This window comes from Streptomyces sp. NPDC059743 (assembly GCF_042732975.1).
GTDB lineage: Bacteria > Actinomycetota > Actinomycetes > Streptomycetales > Streptomycetaceae > Streptomyces.
The window spans coordinates 224,707-245,341 of the sequence record NZ_JBHWGS010000015.1 but is presented as its reverse complement, the minus strand read 5'-3'; the positions used below and the strand labels follow the sequence as shown (position 1 = coordinate 245,341).

Genomic DNA, 20,635 nt, shown 5'->3' with positions numbered 1-20,635 from the left:
ATTCAAGGTGCAAGAACCGACTCCACGACGCGAGCCGCCCTCCCGCTCGGCGGGGCCGGCGCGAGGCGTCGCCCCCGCCGTGCGGGGCCCGTCCGCCGACGGCCGCCCATGGGCCCTCGCCGGGCCTTATGCGCGGATGCTGTCGAGTACGTCCTGGTACGCGGCACCGAAACAGTCGACCATCGTTTTGATCTCGGCGTCGGAACTGATCAGTGGAGGCGCGAAGGCGACGGTGTCACCGATCGCCCGGATGAGCAGACCGTGTTCCGCGGACCTGGCCATCAGGGCCGTGCCCAGTTGGCCTTCCGCCAGGCCGGTGGAGGCCGCGTCGAAGGTGACGGCGGCGAGAAAACCGTGACTGCGGACGTCCCGTACCAGCTCCGCGCCCCGGAAGGCGTCAAGACCGTCCGCCAGCACCGGTGCCATGGTCCGCACATACTCCGGGATGTCCCGTTCCATGAGAATGGCGAGGCTCTCACGGGCGACGGCGGCGGCCACGGGGTGTCCCGAGTAGGTGAAGCCATGGCCGAATCCGCCGGAGCCGTTGACGAGTACGTCGACCACTCGCTCTCGCAGCATGACCGCGGAGATCGGTATGTACGCGGAGGACAGCCCCTTGGCGAGGGTGATCATATCGGGACTGAGGTCGAATTCCGTCGTCGCGAACATGGAACCGGTGCGGCCGAATCCGGTGATGACCTCATCGGCGATGAACAGGATGTCGTGACGGGCCAGGACCTCTTGTACTCGCTGATAATAGCCGTGCGGTGGGAAAATGACTCCTCCGGCGCCGAGTACGGGCTCCCCGATGAACGCGGCGATGGTGTCGGCACCCTCGCCGCGGATGAGATCTTCAAGTCGCGCGACAAGCCAGTCGACGAACTGATCAGACGTCAGACCTCGCGCGTGCGGGGAATGGGGGTCGGGGCAGGGGATCTTCAGAAAATTCGGCAGTGGCATGCCGAATCCCTCGTGTATGTGGCCTATTCCGGTGGCCGATCCGGCCGCGACGGTGGTGCCGTGGTAGCCGTTCTCATGAGAGATGATCTTCGTCCGCTCCGGGCGGCCCAGGCTGCGGTGGTAGTACCAGGCGATTTTGAACGCGCTGTCGTTCGCTTCGGCCCCCGAGTTGGCGAAGAACGTACGCCCCATGGGTATCGGGGAAATCCGGGCGAGGTCATCGGCGAGAGCCAGTGAGACATCGGTCGTGCGATGGCCGTAGGACGCGTAGAACGGCAGCCTGGCCAACTGGTCCGCGGCGGCATTGACGAGCCGGGGCTCGCTGTAACCGAGATTCGCGCACAGCATGCTGGAGACGCCGTCGAGATAGGAACGCCCCTGGCTGTCCCAGACCTTCACACCTTCGCCACGCACGATCACATGCGGTTCGGTCTCCAGGTCGGGGGGTGTATGAGGTTCGAGCATCGTTGCCGCGCGTGGGGGCATGAGATCTCCTCAGAACAGGACTGGTACATCCGCGAATTGTCCGCTTCCGCGGTGCGTCCGGCGTCCTGCGTCCGGTAAAAGAAGGCGCGTTGCCGTGGGGCGTACGAGTGCCGCCGACACGAAAGCCGGCACGGAAGAAGCGGCCGGGAATCCGGCTCCGCGGCCGCACACAGGGCGACCGAGCCGTTATTCTCTGACCGAGCCGTTATTCTCTGTCGGTTCCCGGAGGTTTATCCTCGGGGCATTTATCCGTTCAGTGTACTCGGTTGAATGGCGTACGGCGGGTGGGGAACCGGATCATCAGCCGTACCGTCCGACCAGCGGCATCCCGCGGACCGGCCGGTGGGCTAAGGGACAGCCCTTACGGAATCTCGTGTACGGATCACCAGCAGTCACCTCACGTGGCCGGCGGATGGAGTGGGACGGTGCCGGCGGGCCGTGGGAGGCCGCGGAGCCGTCTGGACCCTCCGTCGGACGCCGGTCCGGGAAGTACGGTTGACGGCGCGCCCGCCCACGCGGGACACGCAGGACACGCAGGACCGCCCGGTGAGCCTCCGGCACACCGCCGACCGCCCTCCCCCCGTCTTTTCTCCGGCCGCGGTGTGTCTCAGGGGACACGGAATCGGCAGGCGTGTGCCACGGGTGAAAGACGGCGCCGGTGCCCGGCCGGGCCCGGCTACGCGAAGCGTTCGTGGTCGGCCAGCACCGCGTCGATCACACGGAGATGGATCGGAACCCGTTCGTCTCGAGGATCCGTGCACTCGGCCACCGTCAGCGCGGACTTCCACAGTGCCCAGCCCCTGGCTCTGGCCCACGTACCGTCGTCCTGCCCGACCGCCCGGCGGAACGCCTCCCGGCTGTCACCATGGAACATGGTCCACGCGAGGGTGAGGTCACAGGCCGGATCGCCGACGCCCGAGGTGCCGAAGTCGATGACGGCCGACAGCCGGCCGCCGTCGACGAGGAGGTTGTTGCCGGCGACATCGCCGTGGAACCACACCGGCTTCCCCCGCCATTCGGCGGCGAGTGCCGCCTGCCAGACCTCGGTGGCACGCCCCTTGTCGATACGGCTGCCCAGGGCGGCGACGTACCGGTGCGTCTCGTCGTCGTAGTGGGCGGGGGACGCACCGCGGTGGAAGCTGTGAGCCCCCGCGAGGGGGCCGTCGGTGGCGTCGCAGCTCTGCAGGGCGAGAAGGAACCGGGCCACGTCGGCGGCGAACCGGGTCATGTCGTCGATGCGTTCAGGGGAGGCCGTCTCGCCGGGCAGCCAGCGGCGTACCGACCAGGAGTACGGATATCCCTCACCCGGGACCCCCTTGGCCAGGACGGTGGGCACAGCCGTCGGCAGGAAGGGGGCCAGCCGGGGCAGCCAGACACACTCCTTGTCGACAGCGGGGGCGTAACCGGCGGCGGTGGGCAGACGGACCGTCATGTCGTCACCGAGGCGGTAGGTGCGGTTGTCCCAGCCGTCCACCGCCACCGGGACGACCGGCAGACTCCCCCACTGCGGGAACTGCGCGGTGATCAGCCGCTTCACCAGGGCCGCGTCGATTCCGGCGCGCCCGTCGGGGCCATTCGAAAGCATCCGCCGATCATCACGGGTGCCACCTCGTCAGGCAACGGAATTGCGGTCCGGGACATATCCGCCGAGCCCGCGGCACGACGGTGCCTACAAGGGGGGTCGCCGCCCGAGCGCCGCCGCTAGGTCGTGTCTGACAAATAGCGTCGTCCGCCCGCAGGGCGGGGCTCACGGCGGCTGGTGCGTGCGATCGCAAGGCGGAGGATCGCCCGTGTACTGGACGTACTCGGGCGACTCCGACAACGCAGCGAGCGTGCGTGCCAGGCGTCGCGAGCCAGACGGGATTTGTCAGACACGACCTAGTACTGCAACGACACTCCGTGACGTGGTGTGTGCGGCGTCGTTGGTTTCTTTGTGGTGGAAGAGATAGCTGACAGGTGGTCAGATCGCTTCGGTGGTTTCGTGGCGCGGTTTGCGGGCCGGTTCGGGAGGGTGGAGTCCCGGCGTCGGATGGTGTCCTACCTGCGGGGACTGCTCAGCGAGGCGGAACGCAAGAACGGCTGGACCCTGGCGGAGGCCGCCGGGGACGACGGCCCTCAGGGGATGCAGCGTCTGCTGAACCACTACCTGTGGGACGCCGACGCCCTGCGTGACGACGTTAGTGAAGCGGTCGTGGAACACATCGGAGATCCGGAGTGGGGAATTCTGATCCTCGACGAGACGGGTTTTCTGAAGAAAGGGGTGCGGTCGGCGGGTGTGGCCCGGCAGTATTCTGGAACGGCCGGCCGGATCGAGAATTCCCGGATCGGGGTGTTCCTGGCCTACGGTTCCGACCGGGGGCGGGCGCTGATCGACCGTGAGCTGTATCTCCCAAAGGACTGGACATCGGACCGCGAGCGCTGCCGAGCTGCCGGTATCGGTGACGATGCCGAGTTCGCCGCCAAGCCGGACATGGGCCTGCGCATACTGAAGCGTGCCGTCGAATCGGGGATCCCGTTCGGGTGGGTGACCGCTGATGAACTCTACGGCCAGACCAGCCGGATCCGGCTGTGGCTGGAAGAACACGGCATCCCTCATGTCCTCGCCGTCCCGAAATCGCAGACGGTCATGACCATGGAATTCTTCGGCCAGGCCCGCGCGCACAAGCTGGTCGGCGAGCTCCCCGACGACGCATGGACGCGCCTGAGCTGCGATGGTCGAGGAATATTTCCAGACCGCGAAAAACGAAACCGGGCTCGATCATTACCAGGTCCGCGGCTGCACCGCCTGGTACCGGCATATAACACTGTCCATGGCCGCCCTCGCCTTCCTCGCTATTCTGCGAGCAGAGGCAAAAAAGGGGATCCGGATAACGGCAGCGGTCGATACCTCATACCCGTGACCATGAACGAGGCCCGGTGGCTCTTCAACCGCATCTCCTCTCCCATCCGCCAAAGCTTCCAGCACACACTCGCCTGGTCACGGTGGTGGCTCTGTCGATGGCGAGACGTCGATAAAGCCACGTTGGCGAAGAAGAAGCCAAGCGCGAGCCCGCATCAGCCACTACAAACGCAGAGGCCATCACGGAGTGTCGTTGCAGTACTTGGACGTCGTCCCATCCGGTTTTCCCGACGCCTCTCACGTTTCCTGGGCGGGGGCGGTGATGAGGGAAGCCGCTCGTTCCGCGATGGCGTAGACGGCCGGCATGGTGTTGGCCGCGGGTACGCACGGCATCACGGACGCGTCCGCGACTCGGAGGCCGGTGATTCCGTGGACGCGGAGTTGCGGGTCGACGACCGACATGGCGTCCGTACCGATGCGTGCCGTACCAGCACAGTGCCAATAAGAGACGTAATTGTCGATGATGAAGGAGCGCAGTTCGCTTTCCGTGATCATTGCCGGGCCGGGGCCGGCCTCTCGTAGCCGCCACGGATCCAGTGCCCGTGCCGCACCGATTTTCTGTGCGATCCGCAAGCCGACGAGCATACCGTCGAGGTCGTGGGGGTCGCTGAAATAGCCCGGCTCGATCACGGGCGGGGAATCCGGCTCCAGATCCGCCAGCCTGACCGTTCCCCGGCTTTTCGGGTTCATCAGCGCGAAGCCGATCGTATAGCCGTTCTCGGGCCCGTTCGCCGGCGGAACGGTGCGGCCATGACTGGCTATCATGAATTGTATGTTCGGGCGCTCCTGGCACTCGTATCCAGGAATGGGAGCGGTGATGATACCGCTCATTTCCGCGTAATTGCTCACACCGGCCGGAACCGGTTGTGCCGCTTCGTAGGCGACACCGGCAAGGGTGTGATCACTCAGATTCTCACCGACGCCCGGAAGATCGAGGACCGGCCGGACACCGACGGACCGCAGATGGGATTCGGGGCCGATCCCGGAGCGCAGGAGGAGCTGGGCGCTGCCGATGGTGCCCGCCGTCAGAACGACTTCGCGAGTGCAGCGGGCGGTGTTGCCCCGGCCCCCGGCTCCGTACTCGATCCCGGCGCATCGGCCGTCCTCAACCAGGACCCGGCCGGCCAGCGCGTCCGTGACGACGGTCAGGTTCCGGCGCGCCCGGACAGCGGGGGTCAGATAGGCGTCGGCGGCGGTGATGCGCCGCCCGTTCCCGATGGTCAGGTCGTGCCAGCCGAAACCCTCCTCGAAACCGCTGCTGGGGTCGGCGGCCTGGGGCAGGCCCACTTCCCGGGTCGCGTCGAGCAGCGCGGCCGCGACGGGGCTGCGCGAAGCGATGGTCCGTACGGTGACGGGGCCGACGGTTCCCCGTACCGCGGAATCCCGGTCGGGCGCGGTCTCGGACCGTTTGAAAAAGGGAAGGAGGTCATCGAATCCCCAGCCCTCGGCCCCAGCGTCGGCCCAGGCGTCATATCCGCTGAGATGGCCCCGGATAAACACCATGACATTGATATCGGTCGAGCCTCCCAGCCCTTTTCCCCGCGGAAAGAGAATGGTCCGTTTTGTGGTCTCGTCGATTACGGAGTCACCCCAGTCGCCGGAGCTTCCGATCAGTGTTCGCCACGCCTGTGGAGTGCGCGCCCCTTCAGGCGGCCCCCCGGGACCCGCCTCCACCAGCAGGACGCGCACCCCGGGGTTTTCGGAGAGCCGCGCCGCCAGCACACACCCGGCTGTTCCGCCGCCGATGACGACGTACTCGTATTCCGTCTCGTGCTCGTATTCCGCCTGCCCCACCACGTGAATCGCCCACCTCGCCCCCGAGGTCCGGTCCCCTGAATTCCAGCGTAGGCACGCACGGGAACCCCCGCATACGCGGGCGGCTGGGCATGCGGGCCGTCAGGTCGTTGCCGCTCGCTCCGCAGCGCTTCGTTCCACGCACAACTCGTTGCCCTCGGGGTCGGCCATCACCACCGCGTCGAAGTCCCCTTGGTCGACGCCGATGCGCGTCGCCCCGAGGGAGACGAGTCGGTCGACCTCCGCTGCTGGTCACTGCCGGCCGGTGGGGGGCGAACCTGCACGACAGCCAGGCGCTGATCCCCCTTGTGCGAGGGATACCGCCGATCCGCTCGCGTCGCGGACCGCGGCCTCCGCCAGGGTCCAGCCGTTCTTGCGTTCCGTCTCGCTGAGCAGTCCCCGCAGGTAGGACACCATCCGACGCCGGGACTCCACCCTCCCGAAGCGGCCCGCGAACCGAGCCGCGAAGGCATCGAACACATCTGACCAACCGTCAGTTATCTCTTTCCGCACACAGCGACCAACGAGTTCGCGCAGACGACGTCACGGAGTGTCGTCGCAGTACTAAGGACGTACTCGTGGTGGCTGCTGCTGTCCGGGGCTGGTTCGCTGCGCAGTACGCCAGTGTCGATGAGTGCGCGCAGCCAGGCGCCCCGCGGTCCGAGGGGTCGCTCACGGCCGGGTGGCGGTGTGCTCCTGGTCGTAGTGCTTCCGGGCGTCGTTCACGTCCTCGATGTTCTCCCATGCCCAGTCGCGGACGCCGGAGAGCAGGTCGTACAGGCTGCGTCCCAGCGGCGTGAGGTCGTAGTCCACCCGCGGCGGGATGGTGGGAGTGACGGTACGGCTGACGATCCCGTCGCGTTCGAGGGTGCGCAGGGTCTGGGTCAGCATCTTCTGGCTGACCGCGGGGATCTCCCGGTTGATCTGCCCGTAGCGCAACTGCCCCTTCGCCCCCAGGACGCAGAGCACCAGGCTCACCCAGCGGTTGCTGATCGCCGACAGGAGTGCGACGGCGGGGCAGTCCTGGAAGTACGCCTCGTAGCCGGCGGCCGCGGGCGTGAGGGGGGTGGTCGGCGTCGTCATCGCTCTCCTCGCGGATGGTCACGCACGAAAAGGTGCCTACTTACGATTCGAGCGTAACGCTCCTAGCGTGATCGGGCAGTCGTGATCGAGCAGCACATCCCCGAAAAGGAAAGCAGGGTACGTCATGCGTGCAGTCGTCGTGAGGACCACCGGCGGCCCCGAGGTCGTTGAGGTCATCGACCGTCCGGTTCCTGAACCAGGCATCGCCGAGGTGCGGCTCAAAGTGCGCGCGGCCTCGCTCAACCCGGCCGACGCCGCGGTCCGGGCCGGCTTCTTCGGCGCCCCGCCGGCCGGAGGGGTCGGACTCGGCTGGGATGTCGCAGGCGTGGTCGACGCCGTTGGCCCCGCGGTGGCGCTCCCGGTCGGAGCCCCCGTCATCGCACTCGTCCAGGGCACGCTCCTCCCGGTCAAGGGACAGGCCGAGTACGTCGTGGTCGGCGTGAGCGCGGTCGCACCCGCACCGGCCGGCATCGCCCCCGAGCTGGCGGCGACGATCCCTCTCAACGGCCTGACCGCGGCCCAGTCGCTGGAGTTGCTCGGCCTTGCGGCCGGTGCGACCGTGCTGATCACCGGAGCCGCGGGCGCGGTCGGCGGGTACGCCGTCCAGCTCGCCGGGCGCCTCGGCCTCACAGTGATCGCCACCGGCTCGGCCGCCGACGAAGCGCTGGTCCGCGACGACTTCGGCGCACAGGTCTACCTGGCGAAGGGGGGCGGCCTCGGCGCGGCTGTTCGCGAGCACGTCCCGGACGGTGTCGACGGGGTCCTCGATACGGCGATGCTCGGCGGTGCCGCCCTGCCGGCCCTGCGCGACGGCGGCGTCTTCGTCACCACCCGCATCGACGCGATGCCCCGGCCCGAGCGGGGCATCCGGGTGCGGCTCACCAGCGTCGGCGCCGACGCCTCGCGCCTGACCACCCTGTCCGATCTGGCGGCCGCGGGCCGGATCACTCCGCGCGTCGCGGCCACTTACCCATTGGAGGAGGCCGCGACCGCCCACGCCCGGCTGGCCGCCGGCGGCCTGCGCGGGCGCGTCGTCCTCGTTTCTTAGTGGGTGCCCTGTTGAACTCCTGCGATCGGCTCGGTAGCCGGTTCGGCTCACCATCGGCGGGCGGTGGTGTCCCATTCATGGCGTAGAACCGATTTGCTGTAGCAGGGGGACTCAACCACGGTGGTGTCGGGTGAGGCTCCCACACGGATGGGCGATACGAAGGTGCAGGCTCCCCGAGGCGTATGGAGCTTGGTCCCGCCGAGATCGGTCGGTTTTGCCCTGGTCGGCCGGGGGAGCGGGAAAAGGAGGTATCCGCGGAAGAACCTGCCGTTGTGGGCGCGGCCGGACAGCCTGAGGCGCACTCCGTGGTAGGCCACCTGGTGGACCTGGACGGGCTGGTGGGCCAGAGGCAGGCGGGCCGACGCGTCCAGCGGACGCTGGGCCTGGGCGCGTGCGGTGGCCAGTCGTGGCAGGGGGATGCCGGAACGGCGGGGTGTTGGGGCAGGCCAGGTACACGTTGAGCAGCGGCGTGGGCCAGCTTGGGCGGTGGGCTCGCTGGACACGGACGGCGGTGGAGCACTGGTAGAAGCAGTGAGTCACCCAGTGCGTGGCGGATGCGGTCGAACTCGGCGTCGACCCGGTCGGCTACGCCGCCGCTGGGGCGGCGGCGTTTGGCGTAGTCCAGTTGGGCGATGGCGCACTCGGAGGCGAATCCCGGCTCGGCAGGACTCAGGGGAGCCCATGGGATGTTGCGGAACCAAGCAACGGTGCCTTCCACCTCCGTGCTGAGTGCCACACGAATCCATGCCGACGCGGCGTCCTGAAAGGCGCGGCAAGGCCATCGCACGGTGGTTGTCGTCGGCGGTTCTCACACCCCGCGTAGTTCGATCACCGTGATGTCCGGTGGGGCACCGACTCGGATGGGTGGGAGTGAGGCCCCGACTCCGCGCGAGACGTAGAGCTGCGTGTTGTCGATGGTGGCCAGTCCTGCCGTGACCGGTTGTGTCAGGGGGACGAGCAGGTTTCCGGGGAAGAAGCCTCCCCCGTGGGTGTGGCCGGAGAGCTGGAGGTCCACTTCGTGCCGGGCTGCTTCGTGTACCTGGACGGGCTGGTGGGCGAGGAGGACGACGGGGTGGGAACGGTCCCGGTCCGCGAGGGCCTTGTCGTAGTCGGGCGCGTCGTGGTTGCGCTCGCCTTCGACGTCGGTGACGCCCGCGAGGTCGATGGCGCCACCGCGGTGTGCGATCAGGGAGCGGGTGTTGCGCAGGGTGGTGACACCGTAGTCGGCGAGTGTGCCGATCCAGGCGTCGATGTCATGGCGGTAGTCGTGGTTGCCCGTGACGAAGAACGTGCCGTGGGCCGAGGAGAGGCGCGCCAGCGGCTCCGCATGGGTGCCCAGGTCCTCGGCGCTGCCGTCCGAGAGGTCTCCCACGATCGCGACGAGACTGGGGGACGTGTCATTGATCATGCGGACCATGCGGGCGGTGTGGGTGCGGCCGAAGAACGGCCCGAGGTGCAGATCGCTCGCCATGGTGATGCGCATGCCGTCGAGGGACGGGTGTAGCCGGCGCAGGGCGACCCGCACGGTTTTGACGTCGGGCGGTCCCAGGCCGCGGTGGAATCCGTAGCCGGTGGTGGCCATGGCGGTCCCCGTGGCGAGCAGAGCGACCGATCGGGCGAGGACGAGACGTCGGTCGACCATCCGCGACGTGTCCGTACCGGGGCGGCAGCCAGTGTTCTCCGCCGGCATCGGGGCGGCACTGGACGGGAACTGGGCTGCGCCCGGCACCTGTTCGGCCTTCACCGCGGTGTCGGGGTCGTTCGCGCGCCGCCCGAGCGCACGCGCCATGAGTCGCTTCGGAATTTCGAGGACGGCGAGGATCATCAGCAGATAGGCGGCCAGGGCGACCCAGCCGAAGGCCGGCCGGGCGAGCCAGGCGATGCGCGTGGGGTTGGCGTACTCGGCGGCCAGTACACCTGCGGGCACCAGGGCGGTGAGAGCCACCGCAGCGGCCTGCCCCGCACGGTGCAGCCGGACGGATGCCGTGACGTTCTTGACGAGTCGTAGGTAGAGGTAGCGGTGCCCGGCTGCCGAGACGACGATGCTTGCCGCCGTGACCGCAACTTCCTGTCCGAGGGTGCTCATGCTGGTCCCTCCGGCTGCGCCTGGGCTGACGGACCGTCAGGACCCATGGAATGACTACGTCTTGGCATGCTGATGGTGTGCTCCGTGGTGATTGCTGGGCGGGCGGGGCTTCGTTGAGATGCTCCGGCAGGCCGGGCTCGCCCCTGGCGGAACCCGGCCTGCCGCGCAGCCGCGAGCCCGAGATTTTAATGAGGTGCCTCGTTAAAGCGTGGGGGTGCTGGCGGCGTTGGTACGCGGCAGGTGGCCGGGTCCCGGGTTACCAGGTGACGAGGAGCCGGGTGACGCCGTAAACAGACATCTGCTGGCGGAAGTGCACTTCCTCGAACGGGACGGCGAGGTCCAGGGTGGGCAGGCGGCGCAGCAGCGCGGGGATCGCCACTTGCAGTTCCATTCGTGCGAGGTTCTGTCCCAGGCACTGGTGCACACCGAAACCGAAGGCCAGGTGAGCGCGGGCGTTGTGGGTGAGGTCGAGGACGTCGGGGCGGTCAGGCAGGAGCGCAGTGTCGCGGTTGCCGGCAGGGAGGCTGACGATGATGCCGTCGCCAGCCCGGATGTGCTCTCCGGTGATCGTGAGGTCCTCGGCGGCGACGCGCACGACGACGTTCTCGACGACCGACAGATGGCGCAGCAATTCCTCAACGGCGCGGGCGACGACGGCCGGGTCCGCGGTGTCGCGCAGGCGTCGCAGACGAGGCCGTCGCCGATGTCGAGTCCGCTGCCGCGCGGCCAGTCCGTGTTGGGCAGCGAGCCGGTCGCGACGAGGACATCGTCGGCCGGCAGCAGGCGGCCGTCCTCCAGCCGCGCGTCGGACACGATATCGCCTGCGGTGTCGAGGGCAGCCGCCTTCACTCCGGTGAGGATCGGCACGCCCCGCTCGCGGTGGATGCCGGTGATGAATCGTCCCGCCTCGCGGCCGATGATCCGCGCCAGCGAGCGGTTGGGCTTCGGACTCCACGATGGTGACGTCGACGCCCCGCTGCCGTGCGGCGGCGGCCACTTCAGTGCCCACGAACCCGCCGCCGATGACCACCAAGCGGCGGCCGCTGCTGAGGCGGTCACGCAGTGCCACGGCGTCCTCCTGGGTACGCAGTACATGCACGCCGGGCCTGCCTGGTTCCCCCCCCCGGAAACGGTCGCGGTCGTACGCCGGTGGCGATGACCAGAGCGTCGTAGGGCACGGTGCTGCCGTCGGCCGGAGTGACGGTGCGGGTCGCTTGGTCGACGGCTGTCGCGGCGATGCCGAGCCTGAGGTCCAGGTTCAGGGCGTCGATGTCCGACTCCGTGCGCAGCAGGAGGTGTTCGGGCCCCCACTGCCCGGTCAGGATCTGTTTCGACAGCGGTGGCCGGTCATACGGGAGATGGGGCTCTGCGCCGATCATGGTGATCCGGCCGTCGAAGTCCTGCCGGCGCAGGCTGACGGCTGTGGCCGGCCCTCCGACCGCGGCACCGACCACCACACGCGTCATTCTTTGTCCAGACGGATGGCAGCGGCCGGGCAGACGATGACCGCTTCCTGCAGTTCCTCGGTCTTGTCGGACGTCGGCGAGGCATCAATCAGAACGGCGATGCCGTCCTCGTCACGCTGATCGAACACGTCCGGGGCAACAAGGACGCGCTGTCCGCCGGCCACACATTTGTGCTCATCGATGTGGATTTTCATGTACAGGGGCTCCTGTCTTCCAATTGGAGGTACGGGACCCGCTCGGCGGCTGCCGGGTGGCTCGGCCCTGTGCGGACGGCAAGCTCTCGGCTGGGTATGACGCCGGGCTGAGACCTGGGCGCCTGCCGAACCCGCGCGCTCCGTCCGCCGGGTCTCCGGCGCCAGCAGCCGCGACACGCCGGAGAAGGAGCCGGCCATGGCCGAAAGGGCTGGGACGCGGTAAGCGCGAGGCGCCTGACGGGTGCGGGTTGGGCAAGGGCATCTGTGTGCGGCACCGACCGACGCCGCGCGGACCGCAGTTGCGCTGCGGGGCATGGTGGGACCGCACCTGCTGACGATGGGTCTGTAAGAGGACCACTGCCTTACCCATTCGCGAGGTGCCTCATTGAGGCCGAGGTTAGCATATGATGAGGTACCTCATTATCTTTCGGCTCAACCAGACATCCCTGGTTGAGCGACTCGACATGGCGCCGCGGGATGCGGGCTGTGCGCTCGATCAGTTGGGGCGGGCCAGGCCGACGTCGTACGCGAAGATGACCGCCTGGACCCGGTCACGGACGTTGATCTTGGTGAGGATGCGGCTGACGTGGGACTTGACCGTGGACTCGGCCAGGTGGAGTTCAGCGGCGATCTCGGCGTTGGACCACCCGGTGGCGACGGCGGTGAGGACTTCTCGTTCCCGGTCGGTGAGCAATGCCAGAGGGCGTTGCCGGTCACCGCTGCGAGGGTGGGTCTCGGGGCGGTGGTGGGGCCGTGAAGCGGTGAAGGCGTCGATCAGCCTGCGTGTCAGAGTCGGTGAGGTGACGCAGTCGCCGGCGGCCACCGTCCGTATCCCGACGACGAGTTCGTCGGGCTGTGCGTCTTTGAGGAAGAAGCCCGCCGCGCCTGCGCGCAGGGCCTCGTAGGCGTATTCGTCGAGGTCGAAGGTGGTCAGGACCAGGACTCGCGAGCGGCCACCGGACGCGACGATGCGCCGGGTGGCCTCGATGCCGTTGAGGCCGGGCATGCGGACGTCCATCAGGACGACGTCGGGGCGGAGTTCGGCGGTCATACGGACGGCGTCCTGCCCATGGGCGGCTTCGCCCACGACGGACATGTCGGACTGGGCTTCGAGCAGCATGCGAAAGCCCAGGCGCTGCAGGGTCTGGTCGTCGACGATGAGGACGGTGGTCATATGCGGTGGTTCTCCATGGCGACGGTGGGGGCACTGCGTGCGGTGCTCAGGGCGGTGTGTACGCGCCAGCCGCCCGAGTGCGTGGGGCCGGCGCTGACGTGTCCCTGGTAGAGGGCGGCGCGTTGTCGCATGCCGACCAGGCCCTGTCCGCCGTGGTGTTCTGTGTCGGCGCGGCGTGGCGGACCGGAGTCCTCGACGGTGACGTTCACGGTGCTGCCGTCGGTGTTCACGTCCACGCGGACGCGTGTGTCGGGCGCCGCGTGCTTGAGGGTGTTGGTGAGGGCTTCCTGGACGATGCGGTAGGCGGTGAGCTGCACTCCCTTGCTGAGCGCGGCGAGGTCTCCGTCCGTGTGCAAGGTGGCGGTGGGGCCGGCGGCCCGTACACGGTGCATCAGCGCGGTGAGGTCCTCCAGGGTCGGCTGCGGGGCCAGCGGGGCGTCATCGGTCTCCGGGGCGTGGTCGTCGATGACGACGAGCAGGCGGCGCAGTTCGGCCAGCGCTTCGCGACCGCTGTCGGCGATGATGTGGAGGGTGTCGGCGGAGCGTTCGGAACGGGTCCTGGCCAGAGCCGCGGCCCCGTCGGCAAGGCCGACGATCACGGCGAGGGTGTGGCCCAGGATGTCGTGCATCTCGCGGGAGACCCGGGTGCGTTCCTGCGCGGCCGCCAGACGTGTCTGCTGGTCCCGTTCCGTCTCCAGGGCCACGATGTATGCCTTCGCGAGGCGCCCGGTCAGCGCGATGCCCGCGCAGGCGGTGACCGCCAGCATGGCGAGCAGCGTGATTATTTCCGGCCGTTTGGCGTGCTGCAGATGACCGCTGCCCCAGAACGTCGAAGTCCACGCGACGAGTTGCGCGGCCGTGATCGTGCAGGCGAGGGCAAGCTGGCGCCGGGCGCCATAGCGGCCGACGTTGTAGAGCGCGACGATCCGGGCGGCGTCGGCACCGTTGAGGACGTTCAGCGGCAGGGCCACCACCGAGGCGATGGTCGTCAGGGCGAACACCAGGCCGGGCCGGCGTTCGCGCCACAGCAGGGGCACGGAGTAGGCGAGGGTCAGGACGATCTCGCTGGGCATGTGCGCGCGGTTGGCCGGGTTCAGCAGGGAAGGCAGGCCCAGGACGACGCAGAACGCCGGTATGGCCCATCGCCTCAGCTGTGGGTGATCCCGGTCGAGCATGCGCCACGTGGCCAGCCCGCTGATGATCGACACGGTGACGCGCTGGTCCGGGTCGCTGGTCAGCGAGTGTGGCAGCAGGGAGACATGGGCGGCGGTCCGGTGCGCGGGCGCCGGGGTGATCGGCTCGGTCATGAGCAAGTGGCCTTCGCGGTCCGGGGGCAGGCCACCCGCCGGCCCTCGGGGGACAGGGCCGGCGGGCAGGGCCGAGGAAGGGAACCTGGGGCTCTGGTGCTGTGGCCGGAAAGGTTTGCCGGGGGCTCGCGGCGCCCGGTGCGGTGCATCGCGAGGCGGAGGATCGCGCTCGTACGGGACGTACTCGCGCGAGCCGCAACGCGGCCGAGCCGGCAACGCGGCGAGGTGCCGTGCCCGACGCCGCGAGCCGGTGAACCCTTCCGGTCACCGCCCTTGGCTCATGGGGCGGATACGGCCGGTTCCCGGTCTGCGGGGGCGGGGACGGAGGCGTCCCGGTCCCGGGCGTCCAGGATCCGGCGGAGCTTCTCGCCCTCGACATCCACGTTGGGCAGGGCGCGGTCGAGCCAGGCCGGGAGAGCCCACGCCCGGGCACCGAGCAGGGTCATCACGGCCGGCACGATCGTCATGCGCACGACGAAAGCGTCGAAGAGGACAGCGGTGGCCAGGCCCATGCCGATCGATTTGACCAGAGCGACGTCATCGAGGAGGAATCCGGCGAAGACCGAGATCATGATGACGGCTGCAGCGGTGACCACGCGGGCTCCGTGCCGGAAGCCGGTGACGATCGCTTCGGTGGGGGTGGCGCCGTGGACGTACGCCTCGCGCATCCCGGAGACGAGGAAGACCTCGTAGTCCATGGCGAGGCCGAAGACGACACCGATCAACAGGATCGGCAGGAGGCTGACGATGGGGGCGGTCTCGTCGACACCGAAGAGATCCTTCAGCCAGCCCCACTGGAATACGGCGACCAGGACGCCGAGGGTCGCGACCACGCTGAGCAGGAAGCCGAGGGCGGCTTTCAGCGGGAGCAGCACCGACCTGAAGACCAGCAGCAACAGGATCAGGGCGAGGCCGACGACGATGGCCAGGTAAGGCACCATGGCGGCGCCGAGCTTGGCGGAGACGTCGATGTTGACGGCGGTCGTGCCGGTCACCATCAGCTGTGCGCCGCTGTCCTTCTCGACGGCGGCGCTGCGGTCACGGATGTCGGCGACCAGATCCACCGTGGCCCGGCTGGTGGGTGAGCTGCCGGGAACGGCAGTGATCAGGGCGACATCACCGGCCTTGTTGAACACCGCCGGCCGGATGATGGCGATGTCGTCGATCCGGGACAGCATGGTGGCTGTGTCCTCGGCCGCGCTCTTCGGGTCATCGCCGGCCCGCGCGTCGACGACGACGGTCAGCGGGCCATTGAAGCCCGGGCCGAAGCCCTTGCTGAGCGTGTCATAGGCCACGCGCTGTGTGCTGCCCGGAGCGGCCATGCTGTCGTCCGGCAGAGTCAGCCGCAGCGACAGCGCCGGTACGGCCAGCACACCCAGGACGATGACCGAGGACAGGAGCATCTTCCAGGGGTGGCGCGTCACGAAGCGGCCCCAGCGCACGCCCATCGTGGTGCTCCGGCCGTGCTGTGCGGCGCGCATTCGCCGTGTGGTGAGACGTCCACGCGCCACGCGGGTGCCGGTGAAGCCCAGCAGAGCCGGCAGCAGCGTCAGCGCCACCAGGACCGCGACCGTGATGGCGAAGGCCGCGGCCAGGCCCATGGTGGTGAGCATCGCGATGCCGATGACGGACAGACCCGCCAGTGCGATGATCACCGTCAGACCGGCGAACACCACCGCCGAACCCGCCGTTCCCAGCGCCCGCCCTGCGGCCTCCTCCGGCCGGTGGCCCTCTCTCAGCTCGCTGCGGTAGCGGGAGACGATGAACAGGGCGTAGTCGATCGCCACCGCCAGGCCCAGCATCAGGGACAGGGTCTGGGCGTTGGAGGCCATGTCGACGAACGACGAGGCGACGGTGACGGCGCACAGCGCGACGCCGACGCCGACGACGGCGGACAGTAGCGGCAGCCCGGCCGCGACCAGGGAGCCGAAGGTGATCACCAGCACGAAGGCGGCGACCAGCAGGCCGATCAGTTCCGCGGCATTGCTCTCCTCCTCGTCCAGGACCGCGTTGCCGCCGAGGCTGACCGCGAGACCCGCGTCCGCACCCCGCTTGACGACCTCGTGCAGGGCGTCGGACGCGGCAGTGGTGATCTCGGCCTGCGGGACGGCGTAGGTGACCTGGGCGTAGGCGATGCTGCCCGAGGCGCTGACCAGTCCGCTGGTGAAGGGATCCGCGACGTTCGCCACCTGAGGGGCCGTCCGCAGCTCCTCGACCAGAGACTCCACCTGCGGCTTGTGCGCGGCGGACGTCAGCTTCTGCCCGTCCGCGGCTTCGATCACCACACGGGCCGTGGCACCGGAGGCAGCCGCCTGGGGGAACTCCCTCTCCAGCAGGTCGATGGCCCGCTGCGACTGGGTGCCAGGAAGGGTGAAGTCGTCCGTCGTACCGCCGGACACGCTGCTGACCCCGATGCCCGCGGCGACAAGCACCGCGGTCCATGCCAGCAGCATCAGCCTGCGCCGCCGGAAGGCGAGCCGGCCGAGCCGGTAGAGAAAGGTGGCCATGAAAAGTACTCCCACCAGGAGATAAGGGGATGTGCGAAAGCGGGCCTGACAGGCACCGGAATGAAAGGTAGGAGGCGGGTGTGACGGGATTGAGGTACTCAAGACGGAATCTGAGGCCGGGGCGGTACCCCGGTACTGGGTCAGCGTCATCCCTGAGACGGATCCGCCGGTCTCAGCCCGTCGCGCGGGCGGCGAGCAGCGCCACGGTCTCCTCCCACAGCTCCTTCTGCACGCCGGCGTCCCGGCCGGGCTCGGGGCACTCCAGCGGCCGGGCGTCGCGCACCGAGAAGTAGCCGCCGCTGGTGCGCGCGAACGCGGGATCGGCGGCCAGCCGGACGATGATGCCGGCGCCCTTGCGCGGGTCACCGACGCGCAGCGTGTTCAGTACCCGCCGCAGGACCTCGGAGCCGGGCAGATCACGGCCGAGACCGGTGGCGTTGAAGCCGGGGTCGCAGCAGTTGACGGTGACCTTCGTGGCGTCCAGCCGCCGGGCCAGTTCCTGCGTCCACATGATCGTCATCAGCTTGGTCCGCCCGTACAGGGCCATCGACTCCCGGCGGGTGTAGGGATCGACGCGCCGCAGGTCCTCGGCCGGTGCGATCGTCCTGGCCTGCCGGGACGCCTCGGAAGCGACGTTGACGATGCGTGCCGGCGCCGAGGCGAGGAGCCTGTCGGTCAGGGCCTGGGTCAGTACGAACGGGCCCAGGTAGTTGACCGCGGTCATCTCCGCGAAGCCTTCGGCGGTGGTGCGCTGGGAGAAGGCGTGCAGCCCGGCGTTGTTGATCAGGACGTCCACCCGCGGGTAGTGCGCGGCGATCTCCTGCCCGATCCGGTGGGCCTGCGAGACCAGGCCCAGGTCCGCGTGGAAGACGTCGACCGGCACGTCGTCGGCCACCGTCTTGAGTTCGCTCACGAGGGCGTCGGCCTTGGCGCGGGAGCGGGCCACCACACCGACGCGGTAGCCGCGGCCCGCCAGGTCGAGGGCGGCGATACGGCCCAGGCCGGAGGTGGCTCCGGTGATCACTGCGACGGGACGGTCCATCACTCACTCCATTCATTCATGAGGTACCTCACGACTTCCTTGTGGGAGGATACCCGACACCATGAGCGAGGACGCAGCGATCACCACCCACGGCCCTGAGCAGGTAGGACTGGCCTTCCTCACGACCGCCTACGGCGTCCGCGAAGAAGTGGACCGGCAGATGCAGTCGGCGGCGGGACTGTCGCTGTCCCGCGCCAAGGTCCTCCAAGCACTGGCCGCTCGCGGCGCGCTGCACCAGGCCCAGCTCGCGGATGCCCTCGGTCAGGCGCCGCGATCGGTCACACAGATCGTGGAAGGACTCGAACGCGCCGGTCTGGTCACCCGGACCGGCGACACCGAAGACCGCCGCCGCAAGACCGTGTCCCTGACGGACAAGGGCCGCACAACGCTGGCGACGGCAGAACAAGCGGGAACACACGTCCTTCGTCAACTTTTCGGATCGCTCGACGAGCGGCAGACGGCAAGCCTGGGGACACTGCTCGCCCGCCTCGACACAGCCCTCACGCACTGACGAGGTCCGGCTCACTTCCCCAAGCTCGGAGGGAGCCTGCTCGGTCGCCGACGCTCGCCGCATACATGCCGCTGTTCCTTGCAGGCTTCGGAGACGTCGCTCTTGACCGGCGCATCTGACAGGACCAGCACGCGCCGGTGTCCGCTGTCGCTGGGCGGGAGATCGAGTTTGGCGAAGATGTTGCCGATGTGCTTGCTGACGGACCGTTCGGTGATGTGCGGGGTTTTCGCGATGGTGGGGTTGTCGTGGCCTTGTGTCATGAGTTCGAGGACTTCTCGTTCCCGCGGGGTGAGCATGTCGAGGGGGTCGTGGCGGTTGAAGAGCTGCGAGACGACCTCGGGGTCCGGGGCCGTACCGCCGGCGGCGACGCGGGCGAGTGCCTCCTGGAATTCCTCCACGCGCGCGACCCGGTCCTTGAGCAGGTAGCCGATGCCTGCCACAACCGCCGCCCGCACACCAGGTGTTCGAGGCCGACAACTTCGTGGTGTGCAACTTCGTGCCGCGGAAGGTGGACTATCACCCGTTGTCGGTCCCGGTGCCGTATTACCACTCCAATGTGGACTCCGACGAGGTCATGTTCTACTGCGGAGGGAACTACGAGGCCCGCAGGGGATCCGGGATCGGACCGGGCTCGGTCAGCCTGCACCCGGGCGGGCACAGCCACGGGCCGCAGCCCGGTGCGGTGGAGCGCTCGCTCAGTGCCGAGTTCTTCGACGAACTGGCCGTCATGGTCGACACGTTCAGGCCGCTGGAGCTGGGCGAGGCCGCTCTGGCCAGTGAGGACCCGGCCTACGCCTGGACCTGGTCCGGACGGGGGCCGGGATCGTGACGGCCGCCGAAGCCCTCGCGCACGACGGAAACGGAACGACGGATACGGAAGGCCGACGCCGGTGAACGTCATCGAAGTCCCCGAAGGCTCGGCCTTCGGACCTGGCAATCTGCCCTACGGGGTGTTCTCCGCCGCCGGGGCGGCGCCCCGGGCCGGGGTGCGGCTGGGCGACACCGTGGTGGACCTGGCGCTGCTGCTCGGCGACCCGGTGTTCGAGGCGCCGTCGCTGAACCTGTTTATGGCGCAGGGGCCCGCACGATGGGTACAAGTACGTGAACGGATCCGTGCCGCAGTCGACCGGCCCGTACCGGAGGAAGCCTGCCATTCGCTGCGTGACGTAAGACTGCACCTGCCGTTCGAGGTCGCGGACTATGTGGACTTCTATGCCTCCGAGCACCACGCCTCGAACCTGGGCCGGCTGTTCCGGCCGGACGCGGCGCTGTTGCTGCCGAACTGGAAGCATCTTCCGGTCGGTTACCACGGCCGCGCCGGCACGGTCGTCGTCTCCGGCACCGGAATCGTCCGTCCCTGCGGGCAGCGCAAGGCACCTGACGAGACCGTCCCCAGCTACGGGCCGACCCGCCGGCTCGACATCGAGGCTGAACTCGGGTTCGTCGTCGGTGCCGGATCAACGTTGGGCGGGCGTATCGGGGTGGACGAATTCGACGAGCATGAGTTCGGCGCGGTGCTGGTGAACGACTGGTCCGCCCGGGATCTGCAGGCATGGGAGTACGTACCGCTGGGCCCGCACCTGGGCAAGAGCTTCGCCACCTCGATCTCCCCGTGGGTGGTGCCGATGGCGGCGCTCCAGTACGCGCGGGTGCCGCTTCCCGAGCAACGGCGCCGCGGCCCGGACCGGGGACCTGTTCGCCTCCGGCACCATCTCCGGTCCCGAGAAGCACCAGCGGGGGGCGTTCATCGAACTCACCTGGGGCGGCCGTGACCCCCTCACGGTACGTGGGGAGAAACGCACGTTTCTGCGGGACGGCGACGAGGTCACCATCTCGGCCACAGCACCCGGACCGAACGGCACCAAGATCGGATTCGGTGAAGTCACCGGCCTGATCCAGCCTGCGACGGTCGGCCGGCCTACAAGGTCATGACCGCCGACACGAGCTTCAGCGACGCGCAACCCGCAGTCGGCGGGACCGCCTACTTCGCACCCAGACGCCACGGCGTCGTTGGTGACCTGGACCTCTTGGACCTGGACCTGGACCTGGCCGGTCGCGACGTGTGACCGGCCGCTGCC

At 68.8% G+C, this 20,635-nt stretch carries 16 protein-coding genes and 7 pseudogenes; 6 read left to right on the top strand and 17 right to left on the bottom strand.

The genetic code is table 11. The annotated features are described in order from the left end of the window. Positions 1-126: 126 nt before the first annotated feature. Complete coding sequence (locus tag ACFV6H_RS26675) at positions 127-1,446, bottom strand: aminotransferase class III-fold pyridoxal phosphate-dependent enzyme (protein ID WP_385546686.1); 1,320 nt, start codon at positions 1,444-1,446, stop codon at positions 127-129. Positions 1,447-2,122: 676 nt separating this feature from the next. Continuing rightward, on the bottom strand, positions 2,123-3,031 hold the full coding sequence (locus ACFV6H_RS26670) for an aminoglycoside phosphotransferase family protein (protein WP_385546683.1): 909 nt from the start codon (positions 3,029-3,031) through the stop codon (positions 2,123-2,125). Positions 3,032-3,391: 360 nt separating this feature from the next. On the opposite strand from ACFV6H_RS26670, the pseudogene ACFV6H_RS26665 reads away from it, so the two are divergent. After that, positions 3,392-4,346: pseudogene (locus tag ACFV6H_RS26665) on the top strand (IS701 family transposase). Between the two features lie 236 nt (positions 4,347-4,582). Here ACFV6H_RS26665 and ACFV6H_RS26660 read toward each other — a convergent pair. The 4 genes and pseudogenes from ACFV6H_RS26660 to ACFV6H_RS26645 all read right to left on the bottom strand — a co-directional run bounded on the left by ACFV6H_RS26660 (position 4,583) and on the right by ACFV6H_RS26645 (position 7,222). Beyond that, positions 4,583-6,142 carry a GMC family oxidoreductase gene (locus ACFV6H_RS26660; RefSeq protein WP_385546680.1) on the bottom strand — a complete coding sequence of 520 codons (1,560 nt, stop codon included), beginning with the start codon at positions 6,140-6,142 and terminating at the stop codon, positions 4,583-4,585. A 99-nt stretch (positions 6,143-6,241) separates the two neighbouring features. Further along, positions 6,242-6,346 (bottom strand): hypothetical protein, encoded by a 105-nt coding sequence (locus ACFV6H_RS26655; RefSeq protein ID WP_385546733.1) that lies wholly within the window; start codon positions 6,344-6,346, stop codon positions 6,242-6,244. Between the two features lie 138 nt (positions 6,347-6,484). Further along, a pseudogene (locus ACFV6H_RS26650) lies at positions 6,485-6,640 on the bottom strand (IS701 family transposase); the annotation flags it as partial. 171 nt (positions 6,641-6,811) lie between these two features. Continuing rightward, positions 6,812-7,222: a winged helix-turn-helix transcriptional regulator gene (locus ACFV6H_RS26645; RefSeq protein ID WP_385546677.1), complete on the bottom strand. Its 411-nt coding sequence runs from the start codon at positions 7,220-7,222 to the stop codon at positions 6,812-6,814. Positions 7,223-7,346: 124 nt separating this feature from the next. Here ACFV6H_RS26645 and ACFV6H_RS26640 point away from each other — a divergent pair, with 124 nt between their 5' ends. Next, positions 7,347-8,270, top strand: coding sequence for an NADP-dependent oxidoreductase (locus ACFV6H_RS26640; RefSeq protein WP_385546675.1), 924 nt, complete (start codon positions 7,347-7,349; stop codon positions 8,268-8,270). An 808-nt stretch (positions 8,271-9,078) separates the two neighbouring features. Here the strand turns inward: ACFV6H_RS26640 and ACFV6H_RS26635 are convergent. From ACFV6H_RS26635 to ACFV6H_RS26590, 10 genes and pseudogenes are all read right to left on the bottom strand, one after another. Next, on the bottom strand, positions 9,079-10,356 hold the full coding sequence (locus ACFV6H_RS26635) for a metallophosphoesterase (protein ID WP_385546672.1): 1,278 nt from the start codon (positions 10,354-10,356) through the stop codon (positions 9,079-9,081). Positions 10,357-10,612: 256 nt separating this feature from the next. Then, the gene (locus ACFV6H_RS26630; RefSeq protein ID WP_385546730.1) at positions 10,613-10,987 is read right to left on the bottom strand and encodes a cytochrome P450; all 375 of its coding nucleotides are present in this window, start codon (positions 10,985-10,987) and stop codon (positions 10,613-10,615) included. 110 nt (positions 10,988-11,097) lie between these two features. Next, positions 11,098-11,241: pseudogene (locus ACFV6H_RS26625) on the bottom strand (NAD(P)/FAD-dependent oxidoreductase); the annotation flags it as partial. Between the two features lie 88 nt (positions 11,242-11,329). Beyond that, a pseudogene (locus ACFV6H_RS26620) lies at positions 11,330-11,425 on the bottom strand (hypothetical protein); the annotation flags it as partial. Beyond that, entirely contained in the window at positions 11,412-11,822 is a 411-nt protein-coding gene (locus tag ACFV6H_RS26615) for an FAD-dependent oxidoreductase (protein WP_385546669.1), read from the bottom strand. The gene ACFV6H_RS26615 and the pseudogene ACFV6H_RS26620, both read right to left, overlap by 14 nt. Further along, a complete protein-coding gene (locus ACFV6H_RS26610) occupies positions 11,819-12,016 on the bottom strand; it encodes a ferredoxin (RefSeq protein ID WP_384981345.1) in 198 nt (65 codons plus the stop codon). The genes ACFV6H_RS26615 and ACFV6H_RS26610 overlap by 4 nt, the downstream gene beginning before the upstream one ends. 496 nt (positions 12,017-12,512) lie before the next feature. Beyond that, positions 12,513-13,190 carry a response regulator gene (locus tag ACFV6H_RS26605; RefSeq protein WP_384981349.1) on the bottom strand — a complete coding sequence of 226 codons (678 nt, stop codon included), beginning with the start codon at positions 13,188-13,190 and terminating at the stop codon, positions 12,513-12,515. Continuing rightward, entirely contained in the window at positions 13,187-14,497 is a 1,311-nt protein-coding gene (locus tag ACFV6H_RS26600) for a sensor histidine kinase (protein WP_385546664.1), read from the bottom strand. Before ACFV6H_RS26600 ends, ACFV6H_RS26605 begins: the two co-directional genes overlap by 4 nt. A 278-nt stretch (positions 14,498-14,775) precedes the next feature. Beyond that, a complete protein-coding gene (locus tag ACFV6H_RS26595; RefSeq protein ID WP_385546661.1) occupies positions 14,776-17,004 on the bottom strand; it encodes an MMPL family transporter in 2,229 nt (742 codons plus the stop codon). A 172-nt stretch (positions 17,005-17,176) separates the two neighbouring features. Further along, positions 17,177-18,046 (bottom strand): SDR family NAD(P)-dependent oxidoreductase, encoded by an 870-nt coding sequence (locus tag ACFV6H_RS26590; protein WP_385546658.1) that lies wholly within the window; start codon positions 18,044-18,046, stop codon positions 17,177-17,179. 61 nt (positions 18,047-18,107) lie between these two features. Here ACFV6H_RS26590 and ACFV6H_RS26585 point away from each other — a divergent pair, with 61 nt between their 5' ends. Further along, positions 18,108-18,557 (top strand): MarR family winged helix-turn-helix transcriptional regulator, encoded by a 450-nt coding sequence (locus ACFV6H_RS26585; RefSeq protein WP_385546655.1) that lies wholly within the window; start codon positions 18,108-18,110, stop codon positions 18,555-18,557. An 11-nt stretch (positions 18,558-18,568) separates the two neighbouring features. Here ACFV6H_RS26585 and ACFV6H_RS26580 read toward each other — a convergent pair. Next, positions 18,569-18,994, bottom strand: a pseudogene (locus ACFV6H_RS26580) (helix-turn-helix transcriptional regulator); the annotation flags it as partial. A 2-nt stretch (positions 18,995-18,996) separates the two neighbouring features. Between ACFV6H_RS26580 and ACFV6H_RS26575 the strand changes: the two are divergent. The 3 genes and pseudogenes from ACFV6H_RS26575 to ACFV6H_RS26565 form a co-directional block, all read left to right on the top strand. Beyond that, positions 18,997-19,386, top strand: a pseudogene (locus tag ACFV6H_RS26575) (homogentisate 1,2-dioxygenase domain-containing protein); the annotation flags it as partial. A 61-nt stretch (positions 19,387-19,447) separates the two neighbouring features. Further along, a pseudogene (locus ACFV6H_RS26570) lies at positions 19,448-20,489 on the top strand (fumarylacetoacetate hydrolase family protein). Next, entirely contained in the window at positions 20,486-20,623 is a 138-nt protein-coding gene (locus ACFV6H_RS26565; protein WP_385546652.1) for a hypothetical protein, read from the top strand. Before ACFV6H_RS26570 ends, ACFV6H_RS26565 begins: the two are co-directional and overlap by 4 nt. Positions 20,624-20,635 lie beyond the last annotated feature (12 nt).

Coding starts and splice junctions, on each gene's coding strand:
- ACFV6H_RS26590 (WP_385546658.1), bottom strand. CDS start 18,046: ATGGACCGTCCCGTCGCAGTGATCACCGGAGCCACCTCCGGCCTGGGC.
- ACFV6H_RS26675 (WP_385546686.1), bottom strand. CDS start 1,446: ATGCCCCCACGCGCGGCAACGATGCTCGAACCTCATACACCCCCCGAC.
- ACFV6H_RS26610 (WP_384981345.1), bottom strand. CDS start 12,016: ATGAAAATCCACATCGATGAGCACAAATGTGTGGCCGGCGGACAGCGC.
- ACFV6H_RS26605 (WP_384981349.1), bottom strand. CDS start 13,190: ATGACCACCGTCCTCATCGTCGACGACCAGACCCTGCAGCGCCTGGGC.
- ACFV6H_RS26640 (WP_385546675.1), top strand. CDS start 7,347: ATGCGTGCAGTCGTCGTGAGGACCACCGGCGGCCCCGAGGTCGTTGAG.
- ACFV6H_RS26670 (WP_385546683.1), bottom strand. CDS start 3,031: ATGCTTTCGAATGGCCCCGACGGGCGCGCCGGAATCGACGCGGCCCTG.
- ACFV6H_RS26585 (WP_385546655.1), top strand. CDS start 18,108: ATGAGCGAGGACGCAGCGATCACCACCCACGGCCCTGAGCAGGTAGGA.
- ACFV6H_RS26565 (WP_385546652.1), top strand. CDS start 20,486: ATGACCGCCGACACGAGCTTCAGCGACGCGCAACCCGCAGTCGGCGGG.
- ACFV6H_RS26635 (WP_385546672.1), bottom strand. CDS start 10,356: ATGAGCACCCTCGGACAGGAAGTTGCGGTCACGGCGGCAAGCATCGTC.
- ACFV6H_RS26600 (WP_385546664.1), bottom strand. CDS start 14,497: ATGACCGAGCCGATCACCCCGGCGCCCGCGCACCGGACCGCCGCCCAT.
- ACFV6H_RS26595 (WP_385546661.1), bottom strand. CDS start 17,004: ATGGCCACCTTTCTCTACCGGCTCGGCCGGCTCGCCTTCCGGCGGCGC.
- ACFV6H_RS26615 (WP_385546669.1), bottom strand. CDS start 11,822: ATGACGCGTGTGGTGGTCGGTGCCGCGGTCGGAGGGCCGGCCACAGCC.
- ACFV6H_RS26645 (WP_385546677.1), bottom strand. CDS start 7,222: ATGACGACGCCGACCACCCCCCTCACGCCCGCGGCCGCCGGCTACGAG.